The organism is Candidatus Thiodiazotropha sp. AKAK2 (assembly GCF_058244685.1).
In genome coordinates this window covers 42,267-61,262 of the sequence record NZ_JBSYOP010000024.1, presented here as the reverse complement: position 1 = coordinate 61,262, position 18,996 = coordinate 42,267, and the positions used below count along the sequence as shown (strand labels likewise).

Genomic DNA, 18,996 nt, shown 5'->3' with positions numbered 1-18,996 from the left:
GTCTCACTCCGCCAGTTGCTGTTTCAGCTCGGTGGCCGCAGCCACCGGATCAAGAATAACCTGCTCTCCGGCAGAGAGACCGGCGATCACAGAGAGTGCATTTTCGGAGACCGGATGACCGGCACGGATATGGCGGAAATGGACCCGCCCGTCCGAACCCAGCACATAGACCGCAGTCACCTCGGAGCGGTAGACCACCGCTTCCCGGGGCACCACCAATTCCTGCTTTACCCCAGTGATGAAGGCGGTTTTGACGAACATGCCGGGGAACAGATCTTTAACCCCTTCCGGAAGATCGACCCGCACCTGGAAGGTACTGCTGCTCTGATCGGCAAAGGGAAAGATCGTCAGCTTCACGCCTTCGATGGATTCACCGGAGGAGAGCAGCACCCGTGCTTTACCCTGCTGCCGGATCACCGGCACCAGACTCTGAGGCAGATCGACGATCACTCTGAGCTGGTCCAGCGAGGTACCGCTCATCAGTTTCTGGCCCGGCGAGGCAATTTCACCTACCTCCACATGACGATGGGTAACGATGCCACTGTAGGGTGCCTTGATGCGGGTATATTCGAACTGCTCCGTGGCCTGGGCCAGTCGGGCATCCGCTGCCTCTTTACGCGCCTTAGCGGATTTCAGTGCCGCCGTCGCCTTATCCAGCTGGGACTGGGAGGCCAGTTTGCGACCGAACAGGTCTTTGGTGCGATTGAAATTGTCCAGCGCCTCCTGTCGACGGGCCACCGCCTCTTTCAGGTCGGCCCGGGCCTGGTTAAGACCGGCGCGCTGTTCGGTATCCTTCAGCTTCACAATCTCCTGTCCCTTCTCCACATAGTCATCTACATCGAAAAGAATCTGTTCCACCTGTCCCCGGGTCTGAGCGGAAAGGGTGGTCTGGTTGATCGCCTCAACCGTACCATCGAGCCAGAACTCTCTGGCGGTTTCCCGTTTCACCACCGCTCCGGTTTCAAGGGCCGTGGTATCAGCGGCTAGATAGCCTGGAAGCAGCACCACGCTGAGCAGTAAAGTTGCCAGAGAACGCCTCATTGAAGGACTCCAATTAGTATATTAGATTATTCTTATATTACTGCTTCCGAGCATTTTTTCAACCGGACAGCTCGATTTATTGTGAAATCAAACACTATTTACGAGGCATTAGGACAGACCCTTACAGTAGGAAAGCAGCTCTGATGGCGTGCCCTCAGTTCAGCATCGCCCTCAGCTTTCGGTCTTACCAGGGTGTAAACGAGTTCATGAAATCCATCGGCCGGCCCATCTGATTGATGTCACGACTCATGAATCCGGTATTAACCGTCATGGTGCGCATGGCCTGATTCATATCCGCAATATTGGCAGTCATCTGTCCGATATTCTGCTTCATACTGCCCACGTCGACCGCCAAGACCCCGATGTTGCCATCCATGGTGGCAATGTGCTGCTCCATACTGTCAACCCGATCCACCATAAAGGTGATCTGTTCCGTCATGACGGAGATATTCTGAGCGAGCTGATCCATATTGGTCGCCATGGCATGGAGATGCTCCTCCATACGGGGGTCGACCTGTTCGGTCAGGGTACGCATGTCGGTCGTGACGTTGTAGATCAGATAGAAGCCGGACAATCCGAGGATCCCAACCACCACCAGCATGGGATAGATCATACGCTCCCATCTGGACATACTCACATCGAAATTCTTAAAAAAATTGGTCAGCGTAATCTCAAGCTTGACCATCGCTTTCTGCTCTGGTGACAGATTCTTGTATTCCGGAGAGAAGGTACGGGGATCTTTTTCAAACATAGAACTCTTCTTTTATGTAATCAGGCTAAACAAGCCTGATGGTCATGCAGACCGGACAGCACACTCGCATGCTTTCTCAACCCGATACCTTGACAGCCCATCCCTGTACAGCCCAAGTTTGCCGGGTTAACAATGCACCAATTTAGGTCACAATACTGACATTATAGGCGTTGAAATAACGCTGTCATTGATGATTCAGATTATTCGTCAAATGAGCGAATTATTGAGTAGACAAAAACAACAGACGCCTGATTAAAAAGGCTGGATTCTGAGGTGCGATAGATGGCGCCGGATACCGGTTGGCCAGGGGTTGAGGTTAAAGCTGAACAGACTTAACTGATCTGCTCAACCGGCTGAGCTCTCACGTTTGCCACGTCATCCCGGGGCTCTCGGGGCAGACGGATGCTGAAGGTTGTGCCTTCACCGACCTTGGTTTGAACATCGATGCTTCCTCTGTGCTGTACCACGATGGTGTGATAGACCACATTCAACCCCTGTCCGATGCCCTTACCCAGGGCCCTGGTGGTAAAAAACGGATCGAAAATCTTCGAACGGATCTCCTCAGGTATGCCTGTGCCAGAGTCACTGACCTTAATCAGCACCGAGTCATCTTCCACTGCTGTGCGAATGGTAATTCTGCCCTTCCCGGCCTGTTCACCCTCCCCAGCGGCGGCTGCGATAGCATCAACCGCATTCACGATAATGTTCAGTAATGCCTGATTCAGCTCCTGGGGAATACAGGATATGGTCGGTAACTGCGGATCCAGCTCGGTCACAATCTCGGCATGATATTTCCAGACATTGGTGGAGACATTAAGCGTGCTGGTAATTGCCAGATTGATGTCGGTTTCCACCTTTTCATACGTTTCCGGACCGGCAAACACCTTCATCGCAGAGACGATGGTAGCGATTTTGTCCACCCCTTCCAGCGACTGATTGATCGCCCCGGGGATCTCTTCAAAAAGATAGTCGGGTTCCATTGCAGCCAGCTGACCTTCCAGGTTGGTGAGCAATCCACTCTCAACCTGACCCTGTTTGGCCGCTGCCAACAAGATTTTATACCCTTCCGACAGACTCTGCAGATCCACGCAGGCTTCCTGCAAAAAGTGTGTGTTGTCTCCGATATACTGAATCGGCGTATTGATCTCGTGGGCGATACCGGCTGAGAGCTGACCGACAGCGGCCATCTTTTCCGACTGCACCAGCTGCTGCCTGGTCTGATTCAGATCATCGATCAGCAAGGTCTGTTTGCGGTTGATCTCCTCAAGCTGTTTGGACCACTGCAGACGCTCAGTTATGTCATTGAAGAGAATGGTGTAGCCAGAGAACTTATGGCTGACATCAAGCATCTGCTCAATCTGGATATGGTAGGTCTTCTCCCCGTCCGGGGTCTGATAAACCTTATCCAGATCCATCTGCTGATTCCCCTCATCCACCATCCGGGCCAGCTCCTGCTGCAATGCAGGAGGATCCAGGTCGGAGCGTCTTTCGGAATAATAGCGACTACCCGGCGTGGTCGTGCCGAGCAGTAAGCGCCCTGCCGCATTGTTGTAGTTGTCCACCTTACCATTGACGTCACACAGAATTACTGGTGATGAGAGGCTTTCGAACAGGGTCAGATACTTGTTTTTCTCATTAGTAAGATGCAGATTGCTGTCACTCAACTCCTTGATTTGATCTTCACTGTCTGTACCGGACCACTCACTGCAATAGGCCAATTCGATTCGATCGTAGACCCGATTGATCAGTAGCTTGATGGTAGCTGGTTGTTGGAATCCACGGACCTCCGCAATCAGATCGAGGTAGGCTTGTCGGTAGTATTTCATCAAACCCAGAAACATCGACAGATTGACCCCTCTGGCCCGATGTCGCTGCGCCTCGATCACGCCGAACTTTGTACTTGAATCTGAAGAGAAATCCTCATCCGGCCCCAGCTCGGGCACCAGATCAGAGGCCTCCAGTGTGGCAATTATGGATTGCGTCAATCCATCGATCGATCGCCGCCAGGCCTCTTTGAGGGTGGAAGTGTATTTTGTATAGTGCTGCCGCTCAGCGTACTTGAGAATCAGCTCGATGAGTTGGTCTTCACTGGAAAGCAGGGTCTCTCTAAGTACATCCTTGTCATGTCTCTCGATCCGCATGACTAAAATGTCCCCTTTGACAAAACCAAGATGTCACAACAGAGGTTAGCGGCGGTTTAAAAGAGCACTTGAGTGGGAAACAGGCAGATGAGCCCCAGTGGTGAGGCTCGACGCCTATTAATCAACCTGATCGACAAACAGTGATCGTCAGCACGGCAGAAAGACTCACTCGGACAGAGAATGAAGAATCAGCTCTTCTGCCTGCCAGCAGCGAGGCAAAACCTCTATTTATCCTCGGCCGCCGCTGTGGCCGACTCATTGGCGGAAGCCGACTCGTCCGATTTACCCTGCTCCTGCTGCTCACCCTTTTCATGGGCTCCTGGCTTACCTTTGGCCTCCTTGAAAGAATCGCTGACCCCTTCAATTACCCCATTGACAAAACCACCGACGTCGAATGCCACTGAGGAGACTGAGTAGAAGACTAAAGGAATGGCTAATAACGTAGTAAGGAGTAGTTTTTTCATAGTGATCGATCGCTGTTTTGGGATTCCGCCCCAGAACCGGCCTGGTGCGGGAAATCCAATTTCTGTTATCCACCCGGCGCAGATCGTATCCCTCGATCTCAAACACAAGCTCTGGCCAGTCAACTCCCTGACGATTGGAATTCTCTTACTGACGATGGGTGGTGTCAACTGGCCCTACCCTCCAAAAAGCGATTTAACTCAGGGCTTTTCTTGGCTTTCGCTTGACCTGTCAAACGCCTCTGGTAATGTCTTGCAGAGGATTTATTAATTTTAGCACCTTGTCATATTTCTGAATGACCCTAACCGGGACTGGATACAAGGACTTGGTACTTCCTCGCGTTTGGGCCTGTAAACAAGAATCCAATCTGCCAGGGCCTGTTAACGTTAATCCAACAACCGAAATAATCGCCGGGTTATCAACCCGAGGCTTACAAGTGCTATGAAGTACAAAGACTTGCGTGATTTCATCCAACAACTTGAATCCCGGGGATTACTCAAGCGGATCCACACCGAGGTTGACCCCAATCTGGAAATCACGGAAATCTGCGACCGTACCCTGCGCCGGGGCGGCCCGGCGTTGCTGTTCGAGAAGGTCAAGGGCTCTGACTATCCACTGCTGGGCAATCTGTTTGGTACCGCAGAACGGGTCGCCCTGGGCATGGGTGAGGAGCAGGTGGACTCGTTACGCGATGTGGGCCGACTGCTGGCCTATCTGAAAGAGCCGGAGCCGCCCAAAGGCATGAAGGATGCTTGGGATAAGCTGCCGGTGTTTCGCAAAGTCCTCGATATGGCGCCCAAAGAGCTGCGTAACGCCCCCTGTCAGGCAGTCTGCCAGGAGGGTGCCGAGGTAGACCTCACGCGACTGCCGATACAGACCTGCTGGCCGGAGGATGCAGCCCCGCTGATAACCTGGGGCCTGGTGATCACCCGGGGACCGAACAAGAGCCGCCAGAACCTGGGCATCTACCGCATGCAGCTGCTCGGACCGGATCGCCTGATCATGCGCTGGCTCGCCCATCGGGGGGGTGCGTTGGACTACCGTGAGTGGCAAGAGAGCCATCCGGGAGAGCCGTTTCCGATCAGTGTCGCTCTGGGTGCGGATCCCGCGACCATCCTGGCAGCCGTAACCCCGGTGCCTGATACCCTTTCAGAGTATGCCTTCGCTGGATTGCTGCGCGGTAGCCGAACCGAAGTGGTGAAATCTATCGGCTCCGATTTACAGGTACCAGCGGCGGCCGAATTTGTCTTGGAGGGTCATCTGCACCCTGGCGAAACAGCCGAAGAGGGTCCGTATGGAGACCATACCGGCTACTACAACGAGGTGGAAACCTTTCCGGTTTTTCGCATCGACCGTGTCACCCGCCGGGAAAATCCCATCTACCACAGCACCTATACCGGACGACCACCGGATGAGCCGGCAGTACTCGGCGTTGCCCTCAACGAGGTCTTCGTGCCGATACTGCAGAAGCAGTTTCCAGAAATTGTCGACTTCTACCTGCCCCCTGAAGGTTGCTCCTACCGTTTAGCGGTGGTGAGCATGAAAAAGCAGTATCCGGGACACGCCAAGCGGGTCATGATGGGCATCTGGTCGTTTCTGCGTCAATTCATGTATACCAAATTCGTGATCGTTGTGGATGAGGATGTGAACACCCGGGATTGGCAGGATGTGATCTGGGCAATGACCACCCGCATGGATCCCGCACGGGATACCACCATGATCGAAAACACCCCCATCGATTATTTGGATTTTGCCTCGCCGGTATCGGGCCTCGGCTCAAAAATCGGCTTCGACGCCACCAATAAGCTGCCCGGGGAAACCAACCGGGAGTGGGGCAAACCAATCGTTATGAGCGATACAGTCAAGCAGCGTGTCGATGAAATTTGGGATCAGCTCGGGATCGACTAAACTATGATCTTAGGGCCTGTTAACACGATCCCAATTAGCCCTGATACTTCTTTAATCCAGGAGCAGTGGGAGTAACCCGCCTCACTAAAAACAACACCTAGAGGACAGGAAAAGAGTAATGCGCACGATCATGTTGATGAACGCCAAAGGGGGTTGTGGCAAAACCACCATCGCCACCAATCTTGCCACCTGGTATGCGGATGAGGGGAATAAAGTTGCGCTGGCTGACTTTGACCCACAGAAATCGACCCTCGACTGGCTTGAAGCGAGACAGGACTATGAGGGCATTCCGGATATCGAGGCCATCGATGCGCTCGCTGGCCCAGTCAAACCGGCCAAAGGCACCGACATACTGATCATGGATGCACCGGCTGGCGTGCACGGCAAGACCATCAACAAAATGCTACTGCGGGTCGATACGCTGGTATTGCCGGTACTGCCATCGCCGATCGACATGCGCGCCTGCAACCGCTTTCTCACCGAGCTGCTGGAGAGCGGCCGGGTATCCAGGCACCAGACCCGCATCGGCATCGTTGCCAATCGGGTCAAAGAGAACACCCGCATCTACCACGACCTAGAATCCTACCTGGGTCATTTGAAGATCCCCTTCATCACCCATTTCCGGGAGAGTCAGAACTACATCCGTTCGGCGGAACGGGGGCTGGCCCTGTTTGAACTGGCGCCCAGCCAGGTCTACAAGGATGTGATCCTCTGGGATCCGTTGTTCAAGTGGCTGAAGGTTAAATAAGCATGCCGCGAAGGACGCGAATCAGCGCAAATTAACACAAACACAGAATCACTCTTTTACCTTCAAGAGAGCGAATGGCTTAAGCGTAAAAATCATTTGCGGCCGGTGGCGGTGCTTTGTCTCCATTGGCGGCCGAGATTTCACTCGAAACAGGCCGGCAGCCCCTGTTCCAGTTCCGGGTAACGCAATACCACACCCAGCTCTTCAAGCAGTTTGCGATTGCTTAATCGGCGGGATTCCGCCAGATAGGAGAGCATCCCCGGGGAGAGCTGCCGCCTGGCCTCCTGCATGGAGATCTGCGGCGCTCTTGGCAGCTGAAGATAGTCCGCCACCCGATCGAAATAGCGGGTCATGCTTTCCGGCCGACCATCACAAACATTGAAGATCGCCCCGTCCCTACCCCTCTCCATCGCTGCTGCAGCGATCTCCACCAGGTCCAGGGAGTGGATATGGTTGGTGATTGGCGAATCCGCTTCCGTCACCATCGGCAAGCCTCTTTTCAGTCGCTCAATCGGCAGCTTTCCCGGACCATAGATACCGGCAACCCGCAGGATAACCAGAGGAACACCAGTTCGCTGACTCCAGGCCTGCCATTGCTGTTCAGCATCCAGACGTCGTTTTGCCCGATCGACTGTCGGATTCGGCTCCCGGGTCTCATCCACCCACCCACCCTGACAGTCTCCATAGACTCCGCTGGTACTCAGATAGACTATTTTTTCTGGCTGCGATGTTTGGTCGATTGATGCGATCAGCCGGCTCACCCGACCATCCACCACACCACTCGGTGGAGGCGCTACAAAATAGAAAAGTAACTCCCCGGCCAGACGAGTGGCTGGCGGCGATTGCCGATCAAGATCGATCTGCTGCACCTTGATACCCTGCTGCATCAATCGCCCGACACTCTCATCGGTAGCGACCCAGCCAGTCACTTCGAGTGCCGATTTCCGATAGGCCAGCGCCAGACGCGTACCGATATCGCCACAGCCAATAATGGTCACACCCATAACCCAATGGACTCCCGGTTTAATTCCTGAGCAAAATAGGCGAGAATTCCGCCTTAATTATTTTTTGGTGTTGCCGTATCGATGGCACCACCTATTGTCCAGACACTTCAATCGGTAGAGTAGCTCATGTCCCATAAAGTGCAGGTTGAACCCAGCGGCCACCAGTTTACTGTGGAGGAGAATGAAACCATCCTCGATGCGGCCATCAGACAGGGAGTCAATCTACCCTATGGCTGCCGCAACGGCTTTTGTGGTGACTGCCGGGCCGCCCTGTCACAGGGTGAAATAAACTATCCCAATGGTCAACCACCGGTAATGAGCGACAATGAGACCGACGTCTGCTACACCTGTCAGGCTGCCGCCAGCTCCGATCTCACCATCGGTGTTGCCGAGATCATCGCATCGACCGACATACAGACCAGGATCATGCCCTGCAAGATCGATTCTATCGACCGCCTCAACGAGGATGTGATTCTGCTCAAATTGAAACTCCCCGAGGGTGAACGGTTACAGTTTCTGGCCGGCCAGTATCTCAATTTCATCCTCAATGACGGCAGCAAGCGCGCCTTCTCCATCGCCAATGCACCCCATGATGATGAGCACATTGAACTACACGTAAGACACGTATCCGGTGGCGCCTTCACCGACCACCTATTCAACGGCATGCAGGAGAAGACCATTCTGCGGATCGAAGCACCTCTCGGCAGCTACTATCTACGTGAGGAGTCTGACAGACCGATCATCCTGATGGGTGGAGGAACCGGATTTGCACCGCTGAAGGGTATCATCGAACACGCCTTTCAGATCGGCGTAAACCGACCCATGCATCTCTATTGGGGTGTTCGCTCCCGAGATGATCTCTATCTGCCAGACCTGCCGGAGCAATGGGCTGCACAATACCCCAATTTCAACTACACCCCCGTACTTTCGGAACCGGATATGGATTGGCAGGGTAGATCGGGCTGGGTACATGAAGCAGTCATCGAAAACTATCCCGACTTGAGCGCCCACGAAGTCTACATGAGCGGACCCCCACCGATGATCCAGGCGGGTAAGGATGCCTTTCTTGCCCACGGCCTCTCTGATGAACAGCTCTATTCAGATTCGTTTGAATATGGAGCAGCGGCTGTGACGGCTAAAAGCGGCTGACCCCCGCAAACAACGGAGAGATCAGTAACTACAGCTTAACTTTCCGTCGGAAGGTCGGCGATGGAATCGTCGTAGACCACAACCCGGTTGCGACCGGTTCGCTTCGCCTGATAGAGCGCCTGATCGGCCCTGATCAGAATCTCATGGTAACTCTTGTCGTCGGGCTCAATGGTGCTAACCCCGATGCTTATGGTGACCGGAATTCTCACATTCTCCTTTTCATAGGCCTTGTCCGAAACCAGTGTGCAGATCCTCGAGGCAAGAAATTTTGCACCCTTTTCATGGGTTTCAGGTAACAGCATCAGAAACTCCTCGCCCCCGTAACGGAACAGAATATCCTGCCCCCGGGTTACTTTAGCGAGGATCTCCACCACATGCCGCAACACCTCATCCCCCATGGTGTGGTTATGGGTATCGTTGATCTCTTTGAAGTGGTCCAGATCGAGCATCATCACTGACAGCTCCCGACCGAACCGTTTGGCGCGGCGAAACTCCCGATCACCAACCTTCTCCAGCTCCCGCCTGTTGGAGAGCCCGGTCAGGGCATCGGTGGTGGCAAACTGTTTGAGCTGACGGTAGGCGATTTTTTTCTGCACCGAATTTCTGGCGAAAAAGAGACTGATCAAGGCGGTAACGAAGAACAGCAACAGGTAGGTAACCGCCGCCACCACGAGACGTTTTAGTGTCAGCTCCTCGATCTTGTCCTTGGATATATGGGAGAGATAGATCCAGTGGCGCTCACCTACCTGACGTTCCCTGGGGCTATCGAGCTGGCTGAATTCAATATTTTCCAGAGTGCCCTGTTTACTCATATCCATTGGATAGGTTCTCTGGAATACAAACAGGCCATCATCGGAAAAAAATGAGCCCTTATCACTGGACTCCATGGCATGCCAGACGTCCGGGTGGTCATCCTTGAAGGTCTCTTCACGGCCGTACATGAATCCCCACAGCTCTTCTTGCGGCTTGCCGATCAACCAGTAACCGTCGCTATTGAGCATCACCGCCTGACCGAGCCTGGAAATAAAGATATCTTCAATCCGCTGCAACAGTTCTTGCGGATCGTAGTTGATGATCAATACACCACGCTTCTCCCCATAACCGTCCACCACCGGGGTCGCAAAACGGATGGTTGGCCTGATCGGCTGTTCGATGACACCCTTCTCCACATTCAGGTCAAGCGGGGATATATAGATCGCCCCCTGGTTGAGCTGAAAGGACTCCTTGAAATAGTAGCGCCCCCCTTTATCCTGCAGTTGAGCGCGCGGAACGATCTCCTGCTCACCCGCAACATTGTTGATCCGGATGACCTCCATGCCATGCTCATTCAGATACCGAATCTGCATATATTTCGGCTTTCGGCGGGCAAACAGGGAAAACTCTCTGGCCACCCTGACCCAGTTTTTCAGGTTCTCTTCATGCAGATAGGTTCTCAGCACCTCCCCCTCTGCCAGCACGAACAGATCGGAGAGCTTCTGCACAAAGATCAAAGAGGTGAGCTGACTGGCATTGCTCAGTGCCGCCTCTTCACGGATCAGTGCCGTCTGCAGTTCATATTTTTGAGTCTGGTTGGAAAAGGCGTAGAAGATGCCGGCCAAAACGAGTGACACCGGGATAAACAGCCACAGAAAACTGATCAACAGCTCCCGCCGCTCAGAGAATTCAGCCTTATCCTCTGTATCAGAATCAGCCTCCACCGAATGAGGCCTCAAGTCGGGGCTGGATGAATCATTCACGTTTGCGATCTTTCCAGGTCATCGAAGTACTTTTATCTTCATCGGTCGCCATGCGGGAGACGTAGTCTGCCAATGCTTGGAAATCCCGCTGTTCAAAATCGCGGATCATTTTCATCATCTGCTTGTTGGCATTTCTGCGTTTGCCATTCTGAATCCACTTCAGTTGACGCAGCAGATAGTGATAGTGCTGCCCCTGAATCAGTGGATAGGCCTTCTCCGCATCACCCTCGCCTCGCTTGCCGTGACACTCGGTACAATTTTCCCGGTAGAGACGTTCGCCATACTCCAAATCCACACCGGGCCCCTTGCCCGTTGCGCGGGTCATCTTGAGGGCCTCGATGTAGACCGCCACATCGGCGATGGCCTGAACTCCACCGATCTCTTCAGGAATCGCAAACGGATACATTGAGGGATTGTCACGGTTGTTGGCGCGGATGTCGGCGAGCTGTTTGATCACCACACTGCGATGCTGACCGGCAATCTGCGGATAGGCGCCGTTGGGAGTCCCCCAACCTTCAGGCATGTGGCAGACTGCACAGCTTTCATAGATCGCGTAACCACGACCATGATCGCCCTCGAGTTGCAGTGCCGCAGCACTTTCATCTACATCATCAGAGGCGTTCCAGCCGGCGAAGCTGGAGAAACTTAAAACAGCAACCAGGTAAGGAAAGAGTAAGACCGGCAGCGGAATTGGATTAGTCAATTTTGACAATGCCCTCGCGGAACTTTGCTCGTTAAAAGACTGACAACTCCTTTTGTGTGATATATCGATTTCGTTAGCCTGCTGACACTCCAATCTAACGAGATTCAGATGCTAATACTAACCCATAAAACCCTATAATTCATAGAACTATTAGTTTACAAAAATTTCACACATTTTCCAGCAGAGTGGGAGGCTGGACAGGCTCCGAACTCTGACTCAGTGCGGGTCGTGCGCTGATTGGCGGCAGTGATTTTTGCGACTCTTGATGCGCCAGACCAAGCCCGGAACGAAAGCACTGCATCGCCTTGTCCGTCTCTCCCAGACGCTCCAGCAGGACGCCCAACTGCTGATAGGACTCGGCAGTTGGCGCAATGGCAATACTTGCCTCCAGATAGCTGCGACCTTTACCCCATAGTTTATTCTGCAGGGAGAGTCTTGCCAGGGTAAGCAGCAGGGTTGGATCCTCGGGATGCTGCTTTAACCAAGCCTCTGCTGTGGCGAGCTGTTGAGAGGGATCAGCCAGCTCGATCTGACCATACAGGGCAACCAGTTCGCCAGACCACTCACGCTGGATTGAGTTGACGATCAACGGCTCCACCCTGGATCCGGCATCCAGTTCCATCATGTAGCGAGAGTAGTCGAGCAGCATCGATTGCTGCTGGCGTACAGCCTTGGGAATGATCTGCCAATAGCTCACCAGCGTGCTCAACTGGGTCGACTCCTGTTTCATGCGTTCACCATAGACGCGCCTCTCCAGGCTCTGAAACTCCTGCTCATTGATCACCCGGCGACGCTTCAGCTCGGGCAGCATCTCCTCCAGCTTTTGCCACTCCCCGAGGTTTTCATAGAGCTTTTTCAACAGGGTCATCACATAGCTGTGTTTGGGGGAGAGGGAGCGCACATGCATCAGGGTAGCCAGTGCCTGCTCATACTGCTGATGCGCCAGTTGCAATTCAGCCTGGGTCAGACCGACCGCCACATCGGCAGAGGGCACACTCTCATGGGCCAGATGCAGGTAGTCATCCCGCCGCTCATGTTCACCCTGTAGCTGTGCGGCTCTGGCCGCCGCAAGATAGTTCAGCAGAGGCGTCTCCGACTGGGTTGCAAAGCGTGTCAGATGCCGCTCTGCCACTTTCCAGCGACCCTCAGCCAACTCGACCAGCCCCCGGGTGAGGGCTTGTTGGGCTTTCAATACCCGTCGCTTCTGCCGCCACCCGGCAATACGAAGCGGCATACTCCAGACATGAATTGCACTTCTGATGATCATGTAGAGCACGACAAACAGGGCAACCGCTGCCAGTACGAACAGGGCCAGACTGCCCTCCACGGTCCATTGGCCATAACCGATCAGGACATACCCGTTATCCTGTTTGATCCAGAGTGACAGCGCTACCGCACCAAACAGAGCAATAAAGGCCGCAATCAGGATTCTCACTGTGCTCCTCCCTGGCTCAGTTGCTGGCGCTGTTTCTGCAGCGCCCGCAGGGAGGCTGAGATATCGGGCATTTGCGGGGCAATATCCCGCGACACCAAGACCTCAAGCTGCCCTTTGAACCCGGAGACACCCGGATCTTCCATCAGAAAGTACGCTTTCAACCACTCCAGCGCCCCGTTAAGACTGTCCTGGTAGAGGCTGGCATCCTGCCCCATCAGAGCGGCCTTTGCGTTCTCCAGCTTCAGACGCAGGTTCTGTATCAGAAAGTAGCGCTGCTCCGGTGGTAACATGGCGCTCACCGGACGATCATGATGACGGATCACCATCATCGATTTAAAACCCTGCCAAAGATCATCGACAATCCGTTCCAGCGCCAAATCCTCGCTGCTCGCCACGGACTCATCCCCAGCCGTCTGCTTCTCATTCGCTATCAGAGCGATTCCCTCGTCGTGCAGCGGCAACCGTTCCACCTGATCGGCCAGGGCTGTCAGCTCGGCGCTGATACCGGCCTGATCGACGATCGGCACCGCTTTCAGCTGGGTGATCTCACGGGCCAGCTGCTCGCGCACGCCGGACCAGACCGGATCACCACTGGCACTGAGCCTCTCATCAGCCGACTTCAGCGCTTCCAGGGCTGTTGAAACATCCCCCATCAGACTGACGCGATGATTCGCCACACGGATCAGATACTCCGCTTCGGCAACCCGCCATTGACCCTCCCGGCCACCCAGTTTGGTCTGTATCTCAGCCAGTGAGCGATAGAGCTGAGTATCCTGCTTTTTGGCCGCCTCTTTGGCCTGTTTGACGCGTTCCGCCTGCTCCACCAGAGCCTGCTGTTGCTCAGCAATCTGCTGCTGTTGCTTGGTGAACGCCTGCTGGGACTGCATAAGACGATCTGCAAACTGACTCTGTTGCTGATTGGCCTCCGCCAGATCGCGGTTCATCTGTTCCAGGGTCGTCTTCATCTCAACCCAGTAGCGATAGCCGAACACCAATGAGGCAATAACGGCCAACAGCGCCACACCGGCCAAAACAAGTGGCAAGCGGGCGGTGTTGGATTGGCCTGATGCTGACTCCAGCACCTCAACTTCAGCTTCGATCGCCTGATCAAAATCCTCGTCCATGTCAGATGATCTGTTATCACCCTGTTGTTGTTCACTCATTGGTTTTTGAATACCTTCTGTTACCTCGATCAAGCATCCCAGCACAGCGGCCGGACTCACTCCACCCAGTGGCAGATTGCCTCCATTAATGAACGGTCATCGGCGCCTGAGGCTTTGATGATGGTGGAGAACCCCATTTGCTGCGCCTCCAGCTCCATCCGCTCACTGATCACGACCAGCGGTGTCTGCGAAAGCTTTGACCAACCCGCTTCACCGACGATTTCCACCAGATTCTGTAATATCTCTCTGCTGGTGGTGGTCACCAGCTGAACATTCTCACTCCAACCTGCCAGTAATGACTCGGTATGGGGGTCGGGTCTCACCCGCCGATAGACCTCAGCATAACGCACTTTAGCGCCTCTCGCCTGCAGCGTATCACCCAGCAGAGCCCGGCCTCCCTCACCTCTGACAATCAGGATTTTCAGTCCATCCACCTGGTTCAGTTCCGCTAATGATAACAGGCCTTCGCTGTCGTAACCCCGATCGGGTATCAAATCCACACTTATCCCGGCCCGCTTCAGCTGCCGGGCCGTCGATGCACCGACAGCACCGATACCCGCATCCGCTAATCCATGCTCAGCCAGCAGTTTCAATCCATTATGCACCGCATTGGGACTGACAAAGATGATCCAGTCCCATCTCGATGTTAATAACTGTTGTGCCTGACTGGGGTCCCGACAGGGCTGGATCTCAATCGCCGGCAGCCGTACCGCACGACCCTCACAAGCCTCGATCATCCGGGCAAGCTGTTCGGACTGATGGGCTGCCCGGGTAACCAGAACACCGCAACCCCTCAGATCACAGTCAACCATAGCTTCAGTGATCAGTTGTTGTTTTCATACAGAGCCTGAAGAATCGAATCCGCACCCCAATCCAGCAGACGCTCGGCCAATCCGACACCCATCGCTTCAGCCTCCTCCACGGTGCCTTCCACTTCACCACGGATGATCTTGCTGCCATCGGGCTCACCAACCAGACCTCGCAGCCACAGATTTCCCGCCTCCAGCATGGCATAGCCGGCGATCGGCACCTGGCAGCCACCATTGAGCCGCTGATTCATCGCCCGCTCAGCCATCACACAGGCAGCGGTCTCCTGGTGATGCAGGGGTGCGATCAGCTCATTGACCCGTTTGTCGTCGACCCGGCACTCGATACCGACCGCGCCCTGACCGATTGCCGGCAGACTCTGCTCCGCTCCGATCAAAGCGGTAATACGCGCTTCGAAGCCGAGGCGAATCAGGCCGGCAGCGGCAAGAATGATGGCGTCATACTCCCCATCATCGAGTTTGCGCAGACGGGTGTTCACATTGCCGCGCAGAGATTTAATCTTTAGATCGGGACGCTGTTCCGCCAGCTGGGACTGACGCCGCAGACTGGAGGTGCCGACGCAAGCCCCCTGAGGTAGCTGATCCAGGTTCTGGTAGTTGTTTGAAACGAAGGCATCCCGTGGATCCTCGCGGGACATGATCACAGCGAGATGCAGGCCAGGCGGCAGCTCCACCGGTACATCCTTCATCGAATGCACGGCGATGTCCGCCTGATCGGCCATCAAACCCTGCTCCAGCTCTTTGATGAACAGCCCCTTGCCACCGATTTTTGCCAATGGGGTATCGAGAATCTTATCCCCCTGTGTACTCATGCCCAGCAGTTCAACCTGCAACCCCGGATGGGCTTTTTTGAGCTCTGCGGCAACATGTTCCGCCTGCCACATGGCCAGGGGTGATTTACGGGTGGCGATTCGAATAGTTTGGGACATCAACAGAAGACCTCGAATGTTGCCGCCTGGCAGCTAACCGCCAAACAGTCGATATGTCATGATTTCAGGAAGCTTGAACCAGCCACCGGCAGCCGTCTGGCAGCGCTCCCGATCTATGTTTCAGTGCTTCTCTAAGGATAATTAGGCGCCTATGCTAAAGCCTGCCGGGATTCGGCGCAATTCCGGTAGCCTGCCAAGCCGGGCCCGAATTAAGCGCAGACAGGAACCCTACAGCCCAGCCCCTCGATCACCGGACTACCGTTCATGGCCTGCCTTTGCCATAGTAATGAATCAAAGCCTCCAGCCCCGGCTCTCCGTGATTGCGTATCAGACGCGCCAGCTGACGACTCATCTCCTCGTCTCCCTGGTTGATGCCGACCAGATAGTCGCGAATCGTCCAACGTAGATAATCCATCCAACCCCCGATCAGCAGCGGCGCCCCTTTATCGCTCAGCTGCAACCCATCCCCATGACACTCCCTGCAGTAACGACGATGTAACTGTCGCCCTCGATCAGCCAGCTGCCACTTGGCATCCTGTTTGTTAACCCGGTAGGGTTGCCGGCTGAAATAGTCTGCCATGATCGCAACCTGATGTTTGTCGTAGGCGCCCATGATCCGGTCCATAATCGTGCCGAATCGACCCCCGTACCGATAGGCCGCCAGTACGTTCAGCAGATAGTCCCGCGGCAGTCCGGCAATCGAGGGGATCGCGGGAGACTGGCTCTGCCCACGAGGGCCATGACAGGAAAAACAGGTTTGAACCACCATGGGTGGATAGCCGGCATCATCAGAGGGTGCGGAGATGGTCTCGCCCTGCTGGGCAGAAACCGCAAATGACCAGCCAACGGCCAGGCAGTAGAGAGAGAAGTTTTTCAATAGACTCAATAAGGTAAACAGGCAAGCCTGTCAGGTTTTTTTATCTGCGCCCCGAATAATACGCCGTACTTCAGGCAGATGACGTCGACTGATCTCCAATGTTTCTTCACAACCCTGTAAAACAGCCCGGCTGCTACCATCCACACCCTTCTCCAAACCGATCAGGCTGCGCCTGACCACCAGGGCATTGCGATGGATACGCAACAACCAGTCACTGTAGCGCTCCTGCAACGCCTTCAGACTCTCCTCCAGCAACAATTCACCTTCCAGATGGCGCGCGATGACATATTTCGAGTCAGCCCGCAGATAGATCACCTGATCCAATGGAATGGTGGTCAGTCCGCCCCGGTAGCTGGCCTTGAGCTTCGGCACTCCCAGACCTTCCGCAGCGGCATTGATCTGACTGCGGGTCACTCTCTGGCAACGCTGCAACGCCTCCAGCAGACGGGCTCTACGCACCGGCTTGAGCAGATAGTCCTGGGCTGCAGTCTCAAACGCCTGCAGGGCATGCTCCTCGAACGCGGTGGTGAAGACCACGGCCGGTGGAGACTCAGACTGTGCAAGCTGGTTGGCCGCCTCAAGACCATCCATTCCGGGCATGTGGATATCCATTAAAACCACATCTACCCCAAGCTGGTTGAAAAGACTCAGGGCCGCCTCACCATTGGCCGCCTCCCCGACCACCTCATAGGGGGCGCCCAGCTCCTCGATCAGAGACCTCATACGATCTCTTGCCAGGGCTTCGTCATCCACGATCAATATTTTCAAACCACTGCCTCTAAAATAAAAAGAGAGCCAATCCCAGCGATCCACCCATTGGTCCGGCGGTTTTGACTGACTCGGATTGGTACAAAATCCATAACGAGTGAGACTACCCCCACCAGGGATGGGGAATCACCAGCCGCACCTGATAGTCACCATCAACGATGGTTTCCGTCAAACTTGCTTCCAGGTCGTAGACGCCGGACAGTCGGGCACGAATATTCTCCATGGCCAATTGATTGCCCTGCCGTTGACTGGTCTGATGCGCTTGCGGCAGGGTATTGCGAATACTCAGATTGACCCTTTGACGACGATAGTGACCTGAGATGGTGATCCGCCCCCCATCCGGGGCCGGTTCGATACCATGGTAGACCGCATTTTCCAGCAATGGCTGGAGAATCATCGGTGGTATCGACGCCTGTTCAGGAAGATCCTCATCCAGAGACCAGACCACCTCCAACCGCTCATCGAGCCGATAGTGTTCGATACCCAGATATTGTCGCGCCAGTTCGAGCTCCCTGCCGAGGGTGGAGGGGCGCGCCGCATCTCCCAGGGAGACCCGAAACAGATCCGCAAGATCCTCCACCACCTCTTCCGCCAGCTTGGGATCCGAGCGGGTCAGACTGGCAATGGTATTCATACTGTTGAACAGAAAATGGGGGCGAATCCGGGAGTGCAGGGCCTGTAACCGGGCACTGTTTTCTGCCTCTTCCTGACAGCGCCACAGATGTTGCAGATAGAGATAGTGGAGCACCAGAGCACCGACGATCGCACTGATTGCCAGTGCCCGGGGTAACAGCTCAGTGTAGGCGTCTGCGGAGCTATGCTGAGCGCTGTCGAGTCCCAGGTTCAGCCACACGATCAGCTGATAGACGAACAGAGTCATACCCATCAGAATCAAAAATGAGGCCACTCCAGCCCCCCAGTTGCCAAAACTGTTGAGTTGTTTGCGAAACAGGCAGATCAAGCCTGCGCTGCTTAAACCGATCCACTGCACCATCAGTGAGATCCGGCTCAGAGGCATCATGAAATCCTCCAGCCGCTCCACCGCCGCCAGACTCAGGATGATCGCCAGCAGCTCACAGATCACGACCACTGCAAAGACCACCCGGATGGCGCAGAAGTTGGGTAAAAAGAGCACCTTACTCTTTTCTGACGAAACTGTTTTTTTGTTTTCCTGCTGGGTATCCCTAGGCATGTCCACTACCGGTTTATAACTGATCCCAATCCCCGTTTACCAGGCTCCCTGACAACCCTGTTGAGAGAACGACCGGATGCTCGACCTTTAGGCGTATCTGCCCCAGAGCAACAACTTCAGGCTAAGCATCTGTTTTTCTTCACTATACATCAAACCACACCG

General features: G+C 54.6%; 17 protein-coding genes. 3 read left to right on the top strand and 14 right to left on the bottom strand.

The genetic code is table 11. The features are described from left to right. Positions 1 to 3: 3 nt before the first annotated feature. The 4 genes from AC4IE8_RS11135 to AC4IE8_RS11120 form a co-directional block, all read right to left on the bottom strand. The gene (locus AC4IE8_RS11135; RefSeq protein ID WP_068988834.1) at positions 4 to 1,041 is read right to left on the bottom strand and encodes an efflux RND transporter periplasmic adaptor subunit; all 1,038 of its coding nucleotides are present in this window, start codon (positions 1,039 to 1,041) and stop codon (positions 4 to 6) included. A 184-nt stretch (positions 1,042 to 1,225) separates the two neighbouring features. Continuing rightward, the gene (locus AC4IE8_RS11130) at positions 1,226 to 1,792 is read right to left on the bottom strand and encodes a hypothetical protein (RefSeq protein ID WP_068988831.1); all 567 of its coding nucleotides are present in this window, start codon (positions 1,790 to 1,792) and stop codon (positions 1,226 to 1,228) included. A gap of 332 nt (positions 1,793 to 2,124) precedes the next feature. Then, positions 2,125 to 3,933 (bottom strand): sensor histidine kinase, encoded by a 1,809-nt coding sequence (locus tag AC4IE8_RS11125; protein WP_068988827.1) that lies wholly within the window; start codon positions 3,931 to 3,933, stop codon positions 2,125 to 2,127. A gap of 224 nt (positions 3,934 to 4,157) precedes the next feature. Further along, positions 4,158 to 4,397, bottom strand: coding sequence for a hypothetical protein (locus tag AC4IE8_RS11120; protein ID WP_490791024.1), 240 nt, complete (start codon positions 4,395 to 4,397; stop codon positions 4,158 to 4,160). Between the two features lie 439 nt (positions 4,398 to 4,836). Between AC4IE8_RS11120 and ubiD the strand changes: the two genes are divergently transcribed. Both ubiD and AC4IE8_RS11110 read left to right on the top strand, forming a co-directional pair. Then, positions 4,837 to 6,303: a 4-hydroxy-3-polyprenylbenzoate decarboxylase gene (gene ubiD / locus AC4IE8_RS11115; RefSeq protein WP_490791023.1), complete on the top strand. Its 1,467-nt coding sequence runs from the start codon at positions 4,837 to 4,839 to the stop codon at positions 6,301 to 6,303. Between the two features lie 118 nt (positions 6,304 to 6,421). Next, positions 6,422 to 7,051: a nucleotide-binding protein gene (locus AC4IE8_RS11110; protein WP_068988816.1), complete on the top strand. Its 630-nt coding sequence runs from the start codon at positions 6,422 to 6,424 to the stop codon at positions 7,049 to 7,051. A 140-nt stretch (positions 7,052 to 7,191) separates the two neighbouring features. Here the strand turns inward: AC4IE8_RS11110 and AC4IE8_RS11105 are convergent, their stop codons facing one another. Then, complete coding sequence (locus tag AC4IE8_RS11105; protein ID WP_490791022.1) at positions 7,192 to 8,055, bottom strand: SDR family oxidoreductase; 864 nt, start codon at positions 8,053 to 8,055, stop codon at positions 7,192 to 7,194. Between the two features lie 126 nt (positions 8,056 to 8,181). Between AC4IE8_RS11105 and AC4IE8_RS11100 the strand changes: the two genes are divergently transcribed. Next, positions 8,182 to 9,204 carry a CDP-6-deoxy-delta-3,4-glucoseen reductase gene (locus tag AC4IE8_RS11100; RefSeq protein ID WP_068988810.1) on the top strand — a complete coding sequence of 341 codons (1,023 nt, stop codon included), beginning with the start codon at positions 8,182 to 8,184 and terminating at the stop codon, positions 9,202 to 9,204. Between the two features lie 35 nt (positions 9,205 to 9,239). Here AC4IE8_RS11100 and AC4IE8_RS11095 read toward each other — a convergent pair whose 3' ends face one another. From AC4IE8_RS11095 to AC4IE8_RS11055, 9 genes are all read right to left on the bottom strand, one after another. Continuing rightward, positions 9,240 to 10,940, bottom strand: a complete 1,701-nt coding sequence (locus AC4IE8_RS11095) for a sensor domain-containing diguanylate cyclase (RefSeq protein WP_490791021.1) — start codon at positions 10,938 to 10,940, stop codon at positions 9,240 to 9,242. Further along, entirely contained in the window at positions 10,933 to 11,643 is a 711-nt protein-coding gene (locus AC4IE8_RS11090) for a c-type cytochrome (protein ID WP_490791020.1), read from the bottom strand. Before AC4IE8_RS11090 ends, AC4IE8_RS11095 begins: the two co-directional genes overlap by 8 nt. 166 nt (positions 11,644 to 11,809) lie before the next feature. Next, entirely contained in the window at positions 11,810 to 13,078 is a 1,269-nt protein-coding gene (locus AC4IE8_RS11085; RefSeq protein WP_490791019.1) for a heme biosynthesis HemY N-terminal domain-containing protein, read from the bottom strand. Then, positions 13,075 to 14,241 carry a uroporphyrinogen-III C-methyltransferase gene (locus AC4IE8_RS11080; protein ID WP_490791018.1) on the bottom strand — a complete coding sequence of 389 codons (1,167 nt, stop codon included), beginning with the start codon at positions 14,239 to 14,241 and terminating at the stop codon, positions 13,075 to 13,077. The genes AC4IE8_RS11085 and AC4IE8_RS11080 overlap by 4 nt, the downstream gene beginning before the upstream one ends. Positions 14,242 to 14,297: 56 nt before the next feature. After that, positions 14,298 to 15,053, bottom strand: a complete 756-nt coding sequence (locus AC4IE8_RS11075; RefSeq protein ID WP_068988798.1) for a uroporphyrinogen-III synthase — start codon at positions 15,051 to 15,053, stop codon at positions 14,298 to 14,300. A gap of 11 nt (positions 15,054 to 15,064) precedes the next feature. After that, the gene (gene hemC, locus AC4IE8_RS11070) at positions 15,065 to 15,997 is read right to left on the bottom strand and encodes a hydroxymethylbilane synthase (protein ID WP_068988796.1); all 933 of its coding nucleotides are present in this window, start codon (positions 15,995 to 15,997) and stop codon (positions 15,065 to 15,067) included. Between the two features lie 262 nt (positions 15,998 to 16,259). Continuing rightward, on the bottom strand, positions 16,260 to 16,883 hold the full coding sequence (locus AC4IE8_RS11065; protein WP_068988793.1) for a cytochrome c: 624 nt from the start codon (positions 16,881 to 16,883) through the stop codon (positions 16,260 to 16,262). A 21-nt stretch (positions 16,884 to 16,904) separates the two neighbouring features. Continuing rightward, positions 16,905 to 17,642 (bottom strand): LytR/AlgR family response regulator transcription factor, encoded by a 738-nt coding sequence (locus AC4IE8_RS11060; RefSeq protein ID WP_068988790.1) that lies wholly within the window; start codon positions 17,640 to 17,642, stop codon positions 16,905 to 16,907. A 103-nt stretch (positions 17,643 to 17,745) separates the two neighbouring features. Then, positions 17,746 to 18,834, bottom strand: a complete 1,089-nt coding sequence (locus AC4IE8_RS11055; RefSeq protein ID WP_083225977.1) for a sensor histidine kinase — start codon at positions 18,832 to 18,834, stop codon at positions 17,746 to 17,748. Positions 18,835 to 18,996: the final 162 nt, after the last annotated feature.

Coding starts and splice junctions, on each gene's coding strand:
- AC4IE8_RS11135 (WP_068988834.1), bottom strand. CDS start 1,041: ATGAGGCGTTCTCTGGCAACTTTACTGCTCAGCGTGGTGCTGCTTCCA.
- AC4IE8_RS11130 (WP_068988831.1), bottom strand. CDS start 1,792: ATGTTTGAAAAAGATCCCCGTACCTTCTCTCCGGAATACAAGAATCTG.
- AC4IE8_RS11125 (WP_068988827.1), bottom strand. CDS start 3,933: ATGCGGATCGAGAGACATGACAAGGATGTACTTAGAGAGACCCTGCTT.
- AC4IE8_RS11120 (WP_490791024.1), bottom strand. CDS start 4,397: ATGAAAAAACTACTCCTTACTACGTTATTAGCCATTCCTTTAGTCTTC.
- ubiD (WP_490791023.1), top strand. CDS start 4,837: ATGAAGTACAAAGACTTGCGTGATTTCATCCAACAACTTGAATCCCGG.
- AC4IE8_RS11110 (WP_068988816.1), top strand. CDS start 6,422: ATGCGCACGATCATGTTGATGAACGCCAAAGGGGGTTGTGGCAAAACC.
- AC4IE8_RS11105 (WP_490791022.1), bottom strand. CDS start 8,055: ATGGGTGTGACCATTATTGGCTGTGGCGATATCGGTACGCGTCTGGCG.
- AC4IE8_RS11100 (WP_068988810.1), top strand. CDS start 8,182: ATGTCCCATAAAGTGCAGGTTGAACCCAGCGGCCACCAGTTTACTGTG.
- AC4IE8_RS11080 (WP_490791018.1), bottom strand. CDS start 14,241: ATGAGTGAACAACAACAGGGTGATAACAGATCATCTGACATGGACGAG.
- AC4IE8_RS11075 (WP_068988798.1), bottom strand. CDS start 15,053: ATGGTTGACTGTGATCTGAGGGGTTGCGGTGTTCTGGTTACCCGGGCA.
- hemC (WP_068988796.1), bottom strand. CDS start 15,997: ATGTCCCAAACTATTCGAATCGCCACCCGTAAATCACCCCTGGCCATG.
- AC4IE8_RS11055 (WP_083225977.1), bottom strand. CDS start 18,834: ATGCCTAGGGATACCCAGCAGGAAAACAAAAAAACAGTTTCGTCAGAA.